This window comes from Paraburkholderia humisilvae (assembly GCF_902859855.1).
Classification (GTDB): domain Bacteria; phylum Pseudomonadota; class Gammaproteobacteria; order Burkholderiales; family Burkholderiaceae; genus Paraburkholderia; species Paraburkholderia humisilvae.
In genome coordinates this window covers 37,723-53,853 of sequence record NZ_CADIKH010000003.1, presented here as the reverse complement: position 1 = coordinate 53,853, position 16,131 = coordinate 37,723, and the positions used below count along the sequence as shown (strand labels likewise).

Sequence of the window (16,131 nt, the reverse complement as noted above, 5' to 3'; positions counted from 1 at the left end):
GCCCGGAGCGGCATCAACGGTCGCTGCGGTTGCCGCCTGCAGTCGCCGCCATATCGCTATATGCGCGCGCATTCGGGCGCGTTATTCAGGCCCGCTGTTTCAAGCGGCCCGGTATTCAGGCGAGCGGGTCCGGCGATACAGCCCGGCGATCAGGTCGGCTTGCGTGATGATGCCGGCAAGACGCCGGTGTGTATCCAGCACGGGAATGTGGTGATGCCCGTGCGTGGCGAAGAGCGGCACCAGTTCGACAATCGGCGCGTTGACGGAGACCGTATGCACGTGCGTGGTCATCAGCTCCTTGACGCTGGTTCGACGGACCTGCCGCGCGATTCCGAGGCTCGGGCGGGGCGCGAGCCAGCGCTGCCGCCACCGGTTGAGGACCGATGGGATCGCTTCCGCGGCGCCGCCCGCGAGGTTCGCGCGCGTGACGATGCCGACCACGCGCCGGTCTTCGGTAACGACCGGCAACGCCTTGATGCGGTGCTGGTTCAGCAGGTAAGAGGCCGTGCCCGCGGTCGCGTCCGGCGTGACACTGATGACCGGATTCGACATGATGTCTCTGCACGAGAGCTCGCCGAAGTTGCGCGAATACGCTTGCATTTCGGTCTCACGCAACAGCGTTTCGAGATCGTCGGGGTTCACGTCGAGCAGTTCGCTGCGACGGCGCAATACCGCTTCGAGATCGGAGCGCAATGACGGGTGCTGCGCGGCATCGGTGGTTGCTTCGCTCGCGATGGGCGCGACATGGGGATAGCGGTGACCGGTGATCGTGTGATAGACCATCGCCGAGCCGAGCAGCAGCGCCGACTGCACGAATACCGGTTCCAGCACGAAGTGAAAACCGAGCGCGCGGATCGCGGGGCCGCCGAGCACGGCGGTCAACGCGACCGCGCCTGATGGCGGGTGGACACAACGGAGCGTGAACATTCCGGCGATCGCGCCGGCCGCTGCGATCGCGGCGGCGATGAACGGATCGGGAATCAGCATCGCGCAGGCGACGCCGACCGTGGCCGACACGAGGTTGCCGCCGATCAGCGACCAGGGCTGCGCGAGCGGGCTGGCGGGCACCGCGAACAGGAGTACTGCCGATGCGCCCATGGGCGCGATCAGCATCGGAAAAGCGGCGCTGGAGCCGAATACGAGTTGCATCAGCGTCGCGGTCAGCGCGAGGCCGACGAACGCTCCCGCGGCCGAGCGCACACGCTCGGGCCAGTTCAGCAGGATGGGGCCAGGCACAAAGCTGGACAACCAGCGGATCACGTTGGCACTGGACACGATGGATGGGAACAGAGCAAAAGGTCTGTAATTATATTTCAATGTGATATAAATTTGATAGTCCTCCGGGAAATCCCGATGATGGAAAAGCTACCCGTTAGCGCTGCGCAAGCATGAAGAAAGCATGCCCGACTCGCTGAAACGGGTCATGGCATGACATAAAATGGAATGGAGACAATCCGGCTTTGACACCGATTAACGTCCGGAATACCGGAGCGAAGAGCGTCCCGCACAGGCGCGCGCACTCCCCGGGAAGGAGGCATTGTGATGATCACTTTTCAATCCCGCGCGACACCGGATGTGGTGATGCTGAGGGATCTTGCCCAATATCTGCTGGGGCTGGTCGGCAAACGGCTCGATGCGCGCGGCGTCATCCTGCATGACGAATTGCCCGGCGCGATTCGCCGTCTCGAAGCGGCCATCTCGGACGACGACAAGGCGGAAGCCGCACTGGAGGCACTGCACTATGCGCGCGACCGCAACGAGGATGCGGGCGGCGGCCTCTCGCGGCGGGCCTGGCCGTTTCTGGACATGATGCGTGAAGCGTACCGGCACGACGCCGATATCATCTGGGGGCTGTAGCGTTAGTCCTGCACGCCGGCGCCGCTCGCGCACGACGCCGGTACGTTCTCAACGCGACACTTCGAACAGCACGCCGCACGACACCCGATCGAGCAGCAGCGCGTGATTTTCTCCGGACAGCCAGCGCGCGAAGAACCCGTGCGGATGATGTCCGATGACAATCAGATCGACTTTCAATTGCGACGCGAGGCGCGATATCTCATCGATCGCGCTGCCGGCCGCGTGATGGCCCATCGCGTCCACGCCCCATGTGTGCAGGCGCGCAATGCCTTCGTCGAGCGTTTCGCGCGCGAATTCGTCGTCGGCATCGAAGCGGGTCGCGCTCAGCACGTCATAGCCGCTTGACCAGTGCGTGGTATCGAGCACAGACAAAAGGTGCGTTTCGGCATGCAACTGCTGCGCCAGCACCGCGCCCGCGCGTAGCGCAAGCTGTCCTTCCGGCGTTGCGTCGTAGCAAAGCAGGATGCGGTTGAACGGAATCATCTGCGTTCTCCCTGTTTCCGCTTTATGTGATCATCGGTACGGTTTCGATCAGCGCAAGACCGAGCAGCGCGGCGCATCACGCGGCACACCCAAAAAGAGCACGTTTCAATTATATATCATGTTGTGATACATATGGATGATGAAAACGGCCGGGGCGCGTCAGGTCGGATTCAGTGCCGGGTCCGAGCGCAGCCGGTCGATCGCGAGGTCGAGAAACGCGCGGACCTTCTGTGTCGCATGACGTCCTTCGCGATGGACGACGTGGATCGGTAGCGGCGGCGACTCGTATTGCTCGAGCAGCAGTTGCAACGTGCCGGCGCGCAGATGGCCGGCGATCTGATACGACAGCGGACGCACGATGCCGAATCCGGCGGCCGCCGCGGCGATCGCCGAATCGTTGGTGGTGCTGGTCATGCGCGGCTGCAAGCGCGGCGTGGCTGCCCGGCGCTCGACGGTGAAGCGCCACTCGGGGGGCGTGGATGCGGCGTTCGTCGAGATGATTGTATGCGAGGTGAGATCGTCGGGCGTGAGCGGCGTGCCGTATCGCGCGAGATACGCCGGCGACGCGCATATGACACGCCGCACGGAGCCGACGCGAATCGCCTGTAGCGATGAGTTCGGCAGTTCGCCGATGCGCACCGCGACGTCGATACCTTCGTCGACGAGGTTCACGACCCGATCGATAAACCAGCAGTTCATATCGACTTCAGGGTAGCGCGTCAGATACTCGACGACGACCGGCGTCACATACGCGGCGCCGAACAGCACCGGCGCGGTGATCGTCATCACGCCGCGCGGCGCCGCATGGGCTCCGGTCGCCGACTGCTCGGCTTCGTCGATTTCTCCCAGAATGCGCCGGCAATTCTCGAAGTAGGACGCGCCCGTTTCGGTCAGACGGACGATGCGCGTCGTGCGCGTGAGCAAGCGCACGCCGAGATGTTCTTCGAGTTCGGTGACGATGCGGCTGACCACTGACGGCGACACGTCGAGCTTGCGCGCGGCCGCTGAAAAGCCGCCCGTTTCGGCGACCGTGACGAACGTGGTCATCGCCTGTAGTCGGTCCATGCCGTGATTCCGCTACGCGCTACGTCAGTCAGGAACGGATGGTCAGAGTAACCGGCATCTTGCTCGGCTTCATGATGAAGTCGTTGATTTCCTCGATTTCCGATGGATCGACGGCGAGCTTCATTTCGAAGTTGGCGACGAGCATCGACAGGGCCGCGCGCATTTCGACACCGGCCAGATGCCGTCCCGGGCATACGCGAGGTCCGGCGCCGAACTGCAGGTACGCGCGCGGCTCGTGCGCGCCGCGCGCGGGGTCCCGGGCATGCAGCCAGCGGTCCGGGTCGAAGCGCTCGGGGTTAACAAAGTGGCCCGGGTCGTGCATCGGCGGACGATTCAGGAAAAACATAAAGGTGCCGGCGGGTACACGCACGTCGCCCATCGTCACGTCCTCGATCGGTTCGAACGAACTGAGTGCGGCCACCGGTTTGAAACGGCCGGTTTCGGTGCAGACTGCTTCGAACAGATCGAGCTCTTTCAACTTCGCGTACTCGGTGCAGACCGGCGAGTCACCGAGCACCGCGCGCGCCTCGTTCGCAAGACGCGTTTGCAAGGGTTGATCTCCGGCGATAAACAGCATCGCCCACGCAAGCGAATTCGCGGTCGTGTCCTCGCCGGCCAGCAGCATGGTCAGCACATTGGCGGCGACCTGATCGTCGGTGATGCCGGAATCGGGCGTGTCGCGCATCGTGAGCATCGCTTCGAGCAGATTGCGCGGTGCTTCCGACGGCTCGTCGCGCATGCGCTCGCGCGCACGGTCCATCATCTGGCGCACGTAGCGGTGAATTTCGACGAGCGCGCGGTCGAGGCGCCAGTCGCGCGGCAGCTTCACGTAGTGCCAGTAGGCAAATGGCGCGTTGGTGCGCGACATCAGCATCGGCATGATCTGCTTCAGATGCTCCTGAATGACGTTGTTGTCGCGCTCGAGCGTGCGTGGATCTTCACCGAACGCGAGCGCGCTCGTCACATCGACGGAGTAGCGCTTCATCTCTTCGACCATGTCGATGGTGCGCTGCTCCTGCGCCGCGCGCAGCCAGCGCGTGCGCAGCCGGCCGGTAATGTCGGCGAGCGTCGGGTAGACCGCGCGGATCTGCGGTATGGACAGCGCCTGCATCACCAGTCGGCGTTGCGGTTCCCATGCGGCGCCTTCCGCCGAAAAGAGGCCATTCGCGCCGAACTCCGCGAGGATCGTTTCGATCGGCTTGAAGCGGCGATAACGCTGCGGGCGCTCGCGCGAGATGCTTTGCACGTGATCGGTGTCGCCGAGCACGACGATCTGCCGCCCGAACATCCGGAATACGTAGGGCGTGCCTAACTCACGGCCCCAGCGTTCGAGATTCAGGTGAAACGTCCGCAGCGAGACCTGGTGTACGTTGCCGATCAGCGGCAGGCCTTTCGGTGACGGCAGGTCGCTTAGCTGGCGCAGCCGCGTGCCGCTGGTTTTATCTGTACCGCCGCTTGCGGTGGTGCTCATGGAGGGTCTCCGGTATGGCGCAGGCAGGTGCACTGCGTAGGCGCGCCGCAGGCAGCGGATTGACCGGTGACCGGTCCGCCTTGAGTGCATTTTTTGCTCGGATTAATGCTTCGGCGCCATTGTATGCAATTGGCGGACTTTTGCACGGACCGCAAGCGCCGTGTCATAGGGCGGACCGCCCCGTTCGGCACGGCGCAAAGCATGCACCGCGTGCGCTGAGGTCGGTCAGGACTGGCGTATCGGGAACAGAACGTGCATGATCCGTCCACGTGCGGACAAATCGGCCACGCCGCACCTGCGGTTGGTCACCCGACCGCACCGATCTTTTCGACGCATCGTTCCTGGAGAATCGAGCATGGAACCCAAAGACGCAGCCAATCCGTTTGCCGAATTCAGCAAGATGTTTGAGCAGTTCAGGTTACCCGGTTTCGACGTCCCGGCTGTGATGGAAGCGCGGCGCAAGGACGTCGAAGCGCTGGTCGAAGCCAATCAGACCGCCTTGATGGGCATGCAGTCGCTCGCGCAGCAGCAGGCCGAGATGCTGCGTTCGACGCTCGCGGAACTCCAGTCGGTCGCGTCGAAACAGGCGGCGGCCGGCGGCATGCCGTCCACACAGACGGCTGAGCTCGTTCAGCAGACGCTGCATAAGTCGCTTGCCGATTTGCAGCAGCTCGCGCAGGCCGCTTACAAGTCGCAGGCCGAGTCATATGCGGTGATTGCGAAGCGCGTGCAGGAAAACGTGGACGAGTTGAAGGCGATGTTGCAGAGGAAGCCGTGAGCAAGTGATGCTGCGCGGGCGGTGCGGCGGGTGCGGTCTGATGCAGGCGCGCTGGGCGCGGCCCGGTGCGCTTGGCGCTGGCTCGCGTGCGCCTGCGGCCGCTTGAGGCCGCTTGAGTCGGTATGAGTCTGCCTGAATCCGCTTGAGATTGCTCGCGCGGCCGGTTAGCCCGTCGTTGCCGAGCCCGCATCGGTTTGCGCGCCGGTTTTCGCCTCCGCGCCTGCGTCGCGCGCTGCCGTTGCCGCGATCACGCGATGCACGAACTTCAGCTTGTCGACGACGGGCGGCGCCAGCGCGAACGGATAGCCGTCGGCCATCCCGAGGCTGCGGTTCAGGCTATTCAGCGCGTAGGTCAGCGGAAACCAGCGCTGCATCAGGTTCTCGAAGCTCGCTTTCGCGACCGGCGTCTGGTCGGTCAATCCAGGCTCGTTCGGCCCGCCCGGCAGCAACGCGAGACCGTAAGACGCCGCTGTGTCCAGCACGTCGACGATCAGCAGATAGTGCCCCCATGTCTCCGACCAGTCTTCCCACGGATGCATCGTCGCGTAGGCGCTGACGAACCGCTGTGTCCAGTCCGCGGGTGCGCCGTTTCGATAGTACGTGTCGAGCGCGGCCGCATAATTGGCGCGCTCATCGCCGAAGCGGGCGCGAAACGGGATGAGCCACGGCGTGCCCGCAATCAGCCGCTCGAAATAGTAGTGGCCGGATTCGTGGCGGAAGTGCCCGAGCAGCGTGCGGTAAGGCTCGCCCATTGCGGTACGCATCCGCTCGCGTGCGGCGTCGTCGGCTTCGGCAATATTCAGCGTGATGCGGCCGTTCGTGTGCCCTGTGATGATTCGCTCGCCATTGCCCGGGTCTTCGAGAAACGCGAATTCGAGCCCGTGCCGCGGGTCGGCCGCGCGCGAATCGAAATCGAGCCCGAGATCGGCGAGCGTGTAGAGCAGCCGCCGTTTTGCAATTTCGAGCCGATACCAGTAATAGCGGTTCTCCGGCGTGCTCAGGTTCGGGATCGTGCGCGTCAGCCGGCACGCGCGGCACAATGGCGCTGGATCGTCGGCGGGCACCATCCAGTTGCAGACGTTTTCCACCGCATAGTTGTGGCACGGCCGGTATAGCTTGCCCGGCGCAGCCGGGTGCAGGCTGCGCCACAGGCCGTTTTCCGCTGCCTCGAATGACGCGATCTCGCGCAGCTCCGTGACGTAGCCGAGCCGTGCGTCGCAACGTTCGCAACGGACGTTTTCGAAGAAAACGCGCTGGTCGCAACGATTGCAGTGAAAGGGTTTCATCGCGTCTGCCTGAGAACGGTGAATGCGGAGCGGCGGTTCGAGTACTCGTGCGTCTCGTACGGAGAATACGGCTCGCGTCGATGCGCCGCAAGGTTCGTTCCGCGCGCGGTGGACGCCGATAACGGCGTGCGCTCGGCGCGAAGACCGCGCATCGGCGCTGCGCCTTTCTGGTGCACGTGCGGCGTCGGCGCTGGCCGAAGCGGGGCGAGCCGTCACACCGGCAATGGGCGTGCAATCAGCGCTTGCCAGTATCATGTCGCTCATCCGGCTGAACGCGGCGCTCGGGCGTTCCCGTCAACGCAGACGACGCGCAGACCTGAAGCGGGCGACGCGCGCTTCCCGGTGACCCGAAGAACAAGCAACGCGACACGATCTTGGCCTTTCAATCGACCTTTCCGTTCGAAGCCGCGGCAAGCCGCGCCGATGCGCTCGCGCTGCTGCGCGCACTGCCGGCGCGCGAAGGCCACTGGGACGAACTGCGCGACGCATCCGGCGCGCTGCGTGAGCCGTGGCGGCGTTTCTTCGAGTGGCTGGGCGACGAGGGCGTCGCGGGGCTCGACGTACGCACCGCGTCGATTGCCCAGCAGATCCGCGACAACGACATCAGCTACAACGTGTACGCCGACAAGGGCGAGCCGCGCCCATGGGCGCTCGACTTGCTGCCGTTCCTGATCGACGAAGGCGACTGGGCGCTGATCGAGCGCGGCGTGATACAGCGCGCGCGGCTGCTCGACGCACTGGTTGCGGACGTATACGGTCCGCAAACGCTTCTGCAGCGCGGCAAGCTGCCGCCGGCGCTGGTCTACGGGCACCCGGGCTATCTGCGTGCGGTGAAGGGCTTCAAGCCAGCCAGCGGACAATTTCTGCAGGTGGTCGGCGTCGACCTTGCGCGCGGGCCCGGCGGCAACTGGACCGTGATGTCGCATCGCACCGAAGCGCCGTCGGGGCTCGGCTATGCGCTCGAAAACCGGCTGATCGTCTCGAGCCTGTTTGGCGACGCCTTTCGCGAGATGCACGTGAGCCGCCTTGCACCGTCGTACTCGCAACTCATCAGCACGCTCGCACAGCTTGCGCGCACAACGATCCGCGACGATACGCCGGATGCCGGCGCGCAGCAACGCGATGTGCGTATCGCGCTGCTTTCGCCGGGGCCGTTCAGCGAGACCTATTTCGAGCATGTGTTTCTCGCGCGTTATCTCGGCGTGACGCTGGTCGAAGGCAAGGACCTGATGGTGCGCGGCGACATGCTTTATCTGAAGACGCTCGCCGGTCTCGAACGCGTGCACGTGCTGCTGCGTCGCCTCGACGACGCGTTCTGCGACCCGGTCGAACTGCGCGCCAATTCGACCATCGGCGTGCCCGGCCTGTTGCAGGTGATGCGCGCGGGCAATGTGATCGTGTCGAATGTACCGGGCTCGGGTTTCGTCGAATCGCCGGCGTTGCATGGCTTTTTGCCTGGCATCGCCGAAGCGCTGCTCAATGAAACGCTGCTGCTGCCGGGCGTGCCGACCTGGTGGTGCGGCGAGCGAGCGGCACGCGAGCACGCTTTCACGCAGCTCGATGACGCGTTTCTCGTGCCGACCTGGCCCGTACCCGCCGCTCGCGCATCCGACGGACCACCCGGGATGGCGAGCGGCACGCAGCGGCTCGCCGCGTGGCGCAGCCGTATCGACGACACCCCCGATGCATTCACGATCCAGCAACCGCTGCCGTATTCGTGCACGCCGCGCTACGAGAGCGGTGCGCTCGGCAACCGGCCGTCGGTGCTGCGCGCGTACGCGATTGCCGATTTGAACGGCGGCTGGCATGTGCTGCCCGGCGGTTTTACGCGGCTCGCGGCGCAGGGTCAGGCGAGCGTGTCGATGCAGTTCGGCGGCAGCAGTGCGGACACGTGGGTGCTGTCGAGCCAGCCCAGTTCGACGTTTACGCTGTTGCCGTCGCCGCTGCAGCCGGCCGATCTCGCGCGCAAGCATCGGACCGTGTCGAGCCGGGACGCGGAAAACCTGTTCTGGGCAGGCCGCTATGGCGAGCGCGCCGAAAACAATGTGCGACTGTTGCGGCTGATTCTCGGCTCGCTGGAAAGCAACGACGCCGGCGCGATGTTTTCGACGCTGGTCGAGCTCGCTCTGCAATTCGGCCTCGTGCAGCAGGGCGACATGCTGGCGAACCAGTCACCGCAGTCGTTCGAGCGCACGCTCGTCGCGAATCTGCATGAAAGCACCGGCACGGCGAGCATCGGGCAAAACCTCGCGAGCATGGCGCGCTCAAGCGGCGAAATTCGCGGGCGTTTATCGAATGACCATTGGCGCACCATTCTCGCCGCGCGCAACGACTTCCGCGATGTGCTGCTGACGTTGACGCCGGCGGTTGCGTCGTCGGCGGGCGAAGCGCGCGGCAAGGCGCGTGACAACCGCGTGACCTTGATGGACGCGCTCGAGCGTCTCGCGATGCAGCTCTCCGCGATCAGCGGCGCACAGGGCGACCGGATGACGCGCGATGAAGCCTGGCGGCTGCAATTCGCCGGCCGCCATATCGAGCGTGTCTGGGCGATGGCGACGATGTTGCGAGTTGTCGCGAGCCACGGGCAACTGGCGACGCCCGCCAGCTTCGATCTGCTTTTGCAATTGTTCGACAGTACGCTTACCTACCGTTCGCTGTATCCGGGGCGTTTCGAAGTCGCGGCGCTGATCGATCTGCTGGTGGTCGAGCCGACCAATCCGCGTGGCCTGTACGGTGTGTATGAGCGCCTATGCACGAAGCTCGACGATATTTCGCTCGCGGCGGGCAGCACCCGGCATCGTCCGTTCAACAATCTATTGCCGCCTGCCGCATCGCTACCGCCGCTCGAGCGCCTATGCGCAACCGATGCGAGCGGCGCGTATGCGGAACTGATTGATATCTGCAATCGGATCGCGGGTTGGGTCAGCGCCGCCGCGAATGAGATCAGCGCGCGCTATTTCAGCCATGCGAACACGTTGGCCGCGCAGGTGTCCCCATGAAAAGCGCGCAGATGCAGCGCTCGCTACTGTCGGTCGCGCACCGCACCACGTATCACTACTCGACGTTCGTCGAAACCGCGCAGCATCTCGCGACAATCCGGCCGCGTGCGTGCGCATGGCAGCAGGTCGTCGCGCATGACGAGCGGATCGAGCCGGCGCCGTCGTACATGCACAGCCGTATCGACGCATTTGGCAACGATCTGCTGTACTTTGCGCTCGACACGCCGCACGAACGCCTGCAGCTCGTCAGCGAAACGACCGTGCAGTTGACGCCGCGCTGGGCGAACCTCGATCCCCGCGCGACGCCCGCGTGGGAAAGCGTTGCCGATGCGGTGCGCTTTCGGGTGGGCGCCGCGTACGCGCCGCAGGCCGAATTCTGCTTCGCGTCGCCGAATATCGCGTTGCGTCCGGCGCTGCGCGCGTATGCGTCGCCGAGCTTCGCGCCCGGCACGCCGATCGCCGCCGGGGCAATCGATCTGATGCATCGGATCCATGCCGATTTCACTTACAAACCGTCAGCGACGATGTTCGATACCCCGGCTGAGCGCGCGTTCGAGCTGAAAAGCGGCGTGTGCCAGGATTTCGCGCAGGTGATGATCGGTTGCCTGCGCTCGCTGGGTTTGCCGGCGCGCTACGTGAGCGGTTATCTGCGCAACGACCCGCCGCCAGGACAGCCGCGGCTGATCGGCGCGGACGCGTCGCATGCGTGGGTATCGGTCCATTGCCCGGACAGCGGCTGGATCGACCTCGACCCGACCAACGACGTGCTGGCCGACACGGGACACATTACGCTTGCGATCGGACGCGACTACAGCGATGTGTCGCTGTTACGCGGGATGATTCTGGGCGGCGGCGCGCATCGTATGGAGGTGGCGGTCAACGTGCTGGCGTTGTCATTGCTCTGACTTTTCCCAGCTTTCCGGCGTGCACCGCCCGGCATTTTTATGCAATAAACCGGTTGACGATGTGCGTACGCACATATACACTGCGCAGCTATGAACAAGCCCTTGTCCCATGACGACTGCAATTGCTTCGCGCTGCGTCAGGCGGCGCGCTATGTGACGCAGATCTACGAACGCCATCTGAGCCGGGTCGGCCTGACGGCGGCGCAGTTCACGATCATGGCGAAACTCGCGCGCAAGCCTCAGTTGTCGATGGTCGACCTCGCCGATCTGATGGTGATGGAGCGCACCACGCTGGTTCGCGCGTTAAAGCCGTTGCAGCGCGATGGGCTGGTGGTCAGCGAGCCGTCCGAGCACGATGGCCGTACCTTTCTGTTCAGCCTGTCCGATGCGGGCAAACACCTTTTCGAACAGGCCGCCGGCGCGTGGCGTGAAGCGCAGGATGAGTTCGAAGCGAAGTTCGGTAAGGCTCGCGCAAAGGCGTTGCGCAGCGAACTGTTCAATCTCACCGCCTGATTTTCCCTGTTGTTGAGTCAAGTTTTCGAAAGCGTGATGCCATTATGGTGTATATACACACTGAGATCGAAGCGACATTCGCACAGAGTCTGCCGGACGACGATTGCTTTGCGATCCGGCAAGCCGCGCGCTATGTATCGCAGCTTTACGATCGGCACCTCGGCAAGGCCGGTTTGAAGATCACGCAGTATTCGATCATGCACCGGTTGCAACGCAGACCGGGCATCACGATGAAGGAACTGGCGGAGTCGATGGTGATGGAGCGCACGACGCTGGTTCGCGCGATCCAGCCGCTGCAGCGCGACGGGCTGGTGCAAAGCGAGGTCTCGGAGACTGATCGTCGCGCGTTGAAGATGAGTTTGACGCCAGCCGGGCTGGTGAGACTGGAAGCCGCTGCAAGCCACTGGTACGCGGCGCAGGACGAATTCGAGAAGCACTTCGGCACGCAGCGTGCCGCGTTGTTGAGGCAGGAACTGTTCGATTTGACGAAGAAGCCGGTTTAACGAGGATGGCGCCAGAAGGCGCATTTTTTTAAACATTTGAGTGCATACGCACATAAATCATGAGCTCAACTCCATCGACCATTGCGCCGCCGAACGTAGGGGTCACGAAGCAGACGCGCACCATTCCATGGATGTGGCTGGCGGTTCTCTCTGTCGTCGTCGTGCTTGTCGGCGCCGGATCTTACTGGTACTTCGTCGGCCGATGGATCGAAACGACCGATGATGCGTACGTCGGCGGCGACGTCACCGTGATGGCGCCGCGCGTGAGCGGCTTCGTGACCGATGTGCTGGTGACGGACAACCAGTTTGTGCATGCGAACCAGGTGCTGATCCGCATCGATTCGCGCGATTACGACGCCCGGCTCGCCCAGGCCAATGCCGAAGTGCGGAGCGCGCAGGCCGCGGTTACCGAACTCGAAGCGAAGTACTCGCTGCAACTCGCGGTGATCAACGAACAGAGCGCCGGCGTGCATGCCTCGAGCGCGGAACTCACGCGCAGCGCCGCCGACCAGTACCGCTATCGCGAACTGGTGAAAGACGAGGCGGTATCGAGCCAGGTGGTCGAGCGTGCGGACGCCGATCTGCAGAAGGCGCGCGCCGCGGTGGACCGCAGCAATGCGTCGCTGCTCGCCGCACAGCGGCAGCTCACCGTGCTCGACGCGCAGATTGGCGATGCGCAGGCGCGCGTGGCCACCGCGAAAGCTGCGCAGCGTGTCGCGGAACTGAACGTCGAATACACGACGATCCGCTCGCCGGTGGACGGCTATGTCGGCAACCGCACTGCGCGGGTCGGCATGCTGGCGAACGTCGGCGTATCGGTGCTGACCGTGGTGCCGGAGCACGGCCTGTGGGTTGATGCGAACTTCAAGGAAGACCAGCTCAAGCATATGCGTGCGGGCGACAAGGTCGATGTGCAACTCGATGCGTCGAGTGAGCCGCTGACCGGTGTCGTGCAAAGCCTCGCCCCCGCGACCGGCGCGACGTTCAGCATCCTGCCCGCGGAGAACGCGACCGGCAACTTCACGAAGATCGTGCAGCGCGTGCCGGTGCGTGTGTGGCTCGACGTTCCCAAGGGCGTGCATCACGTGCTGCGTCCGGGTTTGTCGGCGACCGTGAAAGTGCATCTGGATAAAGAGCGCGCAGGCGCGTGATCGAGCAATTCGGCCACCCGACCCCCCGACCCCCCGTTACCGCACGCTCCGGAGAAGACTCATCATGACCCACCCCGCGCAGACGCCGATCAACCCGATGAATCTGCCGACTCGCGAGAAAGTCTTCGCGTTCTCGCTGATGTGCGTCGGCTTTTTTATGGCGACGCTCGATATCCAGATTGTCGCTTCGTCGCTCAGAGACATCGGCGGTGGACTTTCCGCGAGCCAGGACGAGTTGTCCTGGGTGCAAACCGCGTATCTGATCGCTGAAATTCTGGTGATACCGGTCTCCGGCTGGCTCACGCGCGTGTTCTCGACGCGCTGGCTGTTCGCCGCATCCGCATTCGGTTTCACGGTAACCAGCATGCTGTGCGGCCTCGCCTGGGACATCGACTCGATGATCATCTTCCGTGCGCTGCAAGGCGCACTCGGCGCGGCGATGATCCCAACCGTGTTCACCACGGCATTCATGATGTTTCCCGGCAGCCAGCGTCTGATCGCGTCGACAACAATCGGCACGCTGGCCACGATCGCGCCGACCATCGGCCCGGTGATCGGCGGCTGGATTACCGACCAATGGTCGTGGCACTGGCTGTTCTATCTGAACCTCGTGCCCGGCGTGCTCGTCACGGTGCTGGTGCCGAAATTCGTACGGGTCGACCATGCCGACGTTTCGTTACTCAAGCGTGGCGATTATCTCGGCATCGTGCTGATGTGCGGTTTCCTCGGCTGCCTCGAATACGTGCTCGAAGAAGGCCCGCGCAAGAACTGGTTCGGCGACGATGTGATTGTTTTGTGTGCGTGGATCGCCGGTATTTCGGGCTTTCTGTTCCTCGTGCATACCTTTACCGCGAAAGAGCCGATCGTCGACCTGAAGGCGCTTGCGTTGCGCAATTTTGGCATCGGCAGCCTGCTGTCGTTCGTGACGGGTATCGGCATCTTCTGCATGGTGTACCTGACGCCGGTGTTTTTCGCGCGCGTGCGCGGCTTCGATTCGCTGCAGATCGGTCTTGTGCTGCTCTCGGTCGGCGTCTTCCAGCTGATCGGGCTCGTCATGTATTCGACGGCCGCGCGCTTCATCAACCTTCGCGTGCTGCTGGTGTTCGGGCTGATCCTGTTCGGCATCGGCTGCTATCTGTATGTGCCGATCACGCACGAATGGGGCTGGCGCGAACTGCTGATTCCGCAAGCGCTGCGTGGCTTCGGCCAGCAGTTCTGCATTGCGCCGATCGTCACGATGGCGCTGGGTTCGCTACCGCCGTCACGGCTTAAATCGGCAAGCGGTCTGTTCAACCTGATGCGTAACCTCGGCGGCGCGATCGGCATCGCGGTGGTCAGCACGATGCTGAACGACCGGCTGAACTTGCACTATGAACGGCTCGATGAGCACGTGAGCGCGGGTCGCCCGGTCGTCGAATCGTTCCTGCGCGAGCAGGCGGCTTTTCTGGCTGCCGCGGGCGGCGATGTGGTGAACGGTGTGCAAGGCAGCGTCGCGTCGCTGCATCAACTGCTGATGCGCGAAGCGCTGACGCTCACGTTCGCCGATACGTTTCTTGCCGTGGCGCTGTGTTTCGGCGTGGCGCTCTTCGCGATGCTGTTTTCGAAGCCATTCAGCGTCAATGGCGCGCCGCCCCCCGATGCTCATTGAAGGAACCGACATGAAACCGATGCTTCTGAAAGCGCTGGCCGCTGCCGCCGTGTTGACGCTTGCGGCCTGCGCGGTTCAACCCGCGACACATAACGATTTGCCGGAAGCTGTGAAGACCGTGGCGCCGACTGCATGGAGCGTCGACACCCCGCGCGACACGGTCGATGCGAATACCTGGTGGTCGCAGTTCGGCGACCCGGTGATGCACGAATTGGTGCAGTCGGTGCTGAACGACAACCTCGACGTGAAAGCCGCTGTCGAACGCGTGAAGCAGGCTCAGGACGACGTGAAAGTGCGCCACGCGGCATTGCTGCCGGAACTCGACGCAACCGCGACTGCGGCGCATACGCGGCAGATCCTGCCGCCACCGCTCGGTTATGTCGATGCGGCCGGCGTGGGCCTTTCGGCCAACTGGCAACCCGACGTGTTCGGCGGCGAGCGGCTCGCGGTGCTGGCCGCACAGGCGCAGGTGTCGGGGCGCGAGTCCGCGCTGAACGAATTGCGGCTTGCGCTGGCGGCGAATACGGCGGCAGCCTATATCAACCTGCGATGGGCGCAATCGGAACTGCAGATCCTCAACGATAACGAGAAGATCCGCAGCCGCGCGCTCAAGCTGACCCAGGACCGGCTGCACTATGGGCTGTCGACGCAACTGGACGTTGCCCGCGCGCAGAACCAGTTGCAGGACCTGCAAGCGCGCATTCCACGCGTGCAGTCGGAAATGCAGCATCAATTAAGCCTGATTGCGGTGTTTTCGGGTCGCACGCCGGAAAGCGTCAGCAGTCTCGTGCTGACCGATGCGCGACCGATTCCGGTGCCGTCGCAGGGCGCGCCGGTGACGCTGCCGTCCGAGGCGCTGCTGCGCCGTCCGGACGTGCGCACCGCGTACGCAAAGGTCGAACAGCGTGCTGCGGAGGTCGGTGTAGCCCGCTCCGAGCGCTATCCGAAGTTTCAGCTTAATCTGACGGACGGGTTGCTCGCCGCATCGTGGGTCGGCACGCCGACCCTTACAGATAACCTGTTTAGCGCCGCACTGAGCGCAACAAGCCCGATCTTCAACGCAGGGCGGATCACCGCGAATATCGATGCGAGCGAAAGCCGGATGCGCGAATCGCAACTGGCCCTCGATCAGACGATGTTGAACGCGTTAAAGGAGATCGAGGATACGCGCAGCGACCTGGTCAGCGGTGCGACGCAGGTGGACCGGCTGGGCGGCGCGCTCACGTCATCGGACCAGGCCTTGAAGCTGTCGACGCAGTTATATAAGGGCGGTGCGTCGAGCTTCCTCGATGTGCTCGATGCGCAGCAGGTATACCTGACCGATGCTGAATCGCTGAATGAAGCGAAACGCACGCATGCGCAGGCCGCGGTCGCGTTGTACCGGTCGCTTGGCGGAGGGTGGGATGCGTCGGCGACGGTGGCAGTCAATTGACGGACAGGCGGCGACGCGTCCCGGCTTCCTTGCGGGACGC

The 16,131-nt window shown here is 63.9% G+C and carries 14 protein-coding genes; 9 read left to right on the top strand and 5 right to left on the bottom strand.

The window, feature by feature from the left end:
- Positions 1 to 99: 99 nt before the first annotated feature.
- Positions 100 to 1,257 (bottom strand): HPP family protein, encoded by a 1,158-nt coding sequence (locus HV796_RS03475; protein WP_175225271.1) that lies wholly within the window; start codon positions 1,255 to 1,257, stop codon positions 100 to 102.
- 282 nt (positions 1,258 to 1,539) lie between these two features.
- Here HV796_RS03475 and HV796_RS03470 point away from each other — a divergent pair, with 282 nt between their 5' ends.
- Entirely contained in the window at positions 1,540 to 1,857 is a 318-nt protein-coding gene (locus HV796_RS03470; protein ID WP_175225070.1) for a DUF1840 domain-containing protein, read from the top strand.
- Between the two features lie 48 nt (positions 1,858 to 1,905).
- Here the strand turns inward: HV796_RS03470 and HV796_RS03465 are convergent, their stop codons facing one another.
- The 3 genes from HV796_RS03465 to HV796_RS03455 all read right to left on the bottom strand — a co-directional run bounded on the left by HV796_RS03465 (position 1,906) and on the right by HV796_RS03455 (position 4,876).
- On the bottom strand, positions 1,906 to 2,340 hold the full coding sequence (locus HV796_RS03465; RefSeq protein ID WP_175225069.1) for a universal stress protein: 435 nt from the start codon (positions 2,338 to 2,340) through the stop codon (positions 1,906 to 1,908).
- A gap of 159 nt (positions 2,341 to 2,499) precedes the next feature.
- Positions 2,500 to 3,405 (bottom strand): LysR family transcriptional regulator, encoded by a 906-nt coding sequence (locus tag HV796_RS03460; protein WP_175225068.1) that lies wholly within the window; start codon positions 3,403 to 3,405, stop codon positions 2,500 to 2,502.
- A 28-nt stretch (positions 3,406 to 3,433) separates the two neighbouring features.
- Positions 3,434 to 4,876: a cytochrome P450 gene (locus HV796_RS03455; RefSeq protein ID WP_175225067.1), complete on the bottom strand. Its 1,443-nt coding sequence runs from the start codon at positions 4,874 to 4,876 to the stop codon at positions 3,434 to 3,436.
- A gap of 355 nt (positions 4,877 to 5,231) precedes the next feature.
- Here HV796_RS03455 and phaP point away from each other — a divergent pair, with 355 nt between their 5' ends.
- Positions 5,232 to 5,654: a phasin family protein gene (phaP, locus tag HV796_RS03450; RefSeq protein ID WP_175225066.1), complete on the top strand. Its 423-nt coding sequence runs from the start codon at positions 5,232 to 5,234 to the stop codon at positions 5,652 to 5,654.
- A gap of 164 nt (positions 5,655 to 5,818) precedes the next feature.
- Here the strand turns inward: phaP and HV796_RS03445 are convergent, their stop codons facing one another.
- Entirely contained in the window at positions 5,819 to 6,940 is a 1,122-nt protein-coding gene (locus HV796_RS03445; RefSeq protein ID WP_175225065.1) for a zinc-binding metallopeptidase family protein, read from the bottom strand.
- A 374-nt stretch (positions 6,941 to 7,314) separates the two neighbouring features.
- Between HV796_RS03445 and HV796_RS03440 the strand changes: the two genes are divergently transcribed.
- The 7 genes from HV796_RS03440 to HV796_RS03410 all read left to right on the top strand — a co-directional run bounded on the left by HV796_RS03440 (position 7,315) and on the right by HV796_RS03410 (position 16,091).
- Positions 7,315 to 9,939: a circularly permuted type 2 ATP-grasp protein gene (locus tag HV796_RS03440; RefSeq protein ID WP_175225064.1), complete on the top strand. Its 2,625-nt coding sequence runs from the start codon at positions 7,315 to 7,317 to the stop codon at positions 9,937 to 9,939.
- Entirely contained in the window at positions 9,936 to 10,844 is a 909-nt protein-coding gene (locus HV796_RS03435; RefSeq protein WP_175225063.1) for a transglutaminase family protein, read from the top strand. The genes HV796_RS03440 and HV796_RS03435 overlap by 4 nt, the downstream gene beginning before the upstream one ends.
- A gap of 90 nt (positions 10,845 to 10,934) precedes the next feature.
- Positions 10,935 to 11,357 (top strand): MarR family winged helix-turn-helix transcriptional regulator, encoded by a 423-nt coding sequence (locus HV796_RS03430; protein WP_175225062.1) that lies wholly within the window; start codon positions 10,935 to 10,937, stop codon positions 11,355 to 11,357.
- A gap of 44 nt (positions 11,358 to 11,401) precedes the next feature.
- Positions 11,402 to 11,860, top strand: coding sequence for a MarR family winged helix-turn-helix transcriptional regulator (locus tag HV796_RS03425; RefSeq protein WP_175225061.1), 459 nt, complete (start codon positions 11,402 to 11,404; stop codon positions 11,858 to 11,860).
- Positions 11,861 to 11,919: 59 nt separating this feature from the next.
- Complete coding sequence (locus tag HV796_RS03420; RefSeq protein WP_175225060.1) at positions 11,920 to 13,011, top strand: HlyD family secretion protein; 1,092 nt, start codon at positions 11,920 to 11,922, stop codon at positions 13,009 to 13,011.
- Positions 13,012 to 13,075: 64 nt separating this feature from the next.
- Positions 13,076 to 14,659 (top strand): DHA2 family efflux MFS transporter permease subunit, encoded by a 1,584-nt coding sequence (locus HV796_RS03415; protein ID WP_175225059.1) that lies wholly within the window; start codon positions 13,076 to 13,078, stop codon positions 14,657 to 14,659.
- Positions 14,660 to 14,669: 10 nt separating this feature from the next.
- Entirely contained in the window at positions 14,670 to 16,091 is a 1,422-nt protein-coding gene (locus HV796_RS03410) for an efflux transporter outer membrane subunit (protein ID WP_175225058.1), read from the top strand.
- Positions 16,092 to 16,131 lie beyond the last annotated feature (40 nt).

What these genes read in the sequence shown, in the direction of transcription:
- HV796_RS03445 (WP_175225065.1), bottom strand. Translation starts at nt 6,940, where the DNA reads ATGAAACCCTTTCACTGCAATCGTTGCGACCAGCGCGTTTTCTTCGAA.
- HV796_RS03425 (WP_175225061.1), top strand. Translation starts at nt 11,402, where the DNA reads ATGGTGTATATACACACTGAGATCGAAGCGACATTCGCACAGAGTCTG.
- HV796_RS03415 (WP_175225059.1), top strand. Translation starts at nt 13,076, where the DNA reads ATGACCCACCCCGCGCAGACGCCGATCAACCCGATGAATCTGCCGACT.
- phaP (WP_175225066.1), top strand. Translation starts at nt 5,232, where the DNA reads ATGGAACCCAAAGACGCAGCCAATCCGTTTGCCGAATTCAGCAAGATG.
- HV796_RS03430 (WP_175225062.1), top strand. Translation starts at nt 10,935, where the DNA reads ATGAACAAGCCCTTGTCCCATGACGACTGCAATTGCTTCGCGCTGCGT.
- HV796_RS03455 (WP_175225067.1), bottom strand. Translation starts at nt 4,876, where the DNA reads ATGAGCACCACCGCAAGCGGCGGTACAGATAAAACCAGCGGCACGCGG.
- HV796_RS03420 (WP_175225060.1), top strand. Translation starts at nt 11,920, where the DNA reads ATGAGCTCAACTCCATCGACCATTGCGCCGCCGAACGTAGGGGTCACG.
- HV796_RS03465 (WP_175225069.1), bottom strand. Translation starts at nt 2,340, where the DNA reads ATGATTCCGTTCAACCGCATCCTGCTTTGCTACGACGCAACGCCGGAA.
- HV796_RS03410 (WP_175225058.1), top strand. Translation starts at nt 14,670, where the DNA reads ATGAAACCGATGCTTCTGAAAGCGCTGGCCGCTGCCGCCGTGTTGACG.
- HV796_RS03435 (WP_175225063.1), top strand. Translation starts at nt 9,936, where the DNA reads ATGAAAAGCGCGCAGATGCAGCGCTCGCTACTGTCGGTCGCGCACCGC.
- HV796_RS03460 (WP_175225068.1), bottom strand. Translation starts at nt 3,405, where the DNA reads ATGGACCGACTACAGGCGATGACCACGTTCGTCACGGTCGCCGAAACG.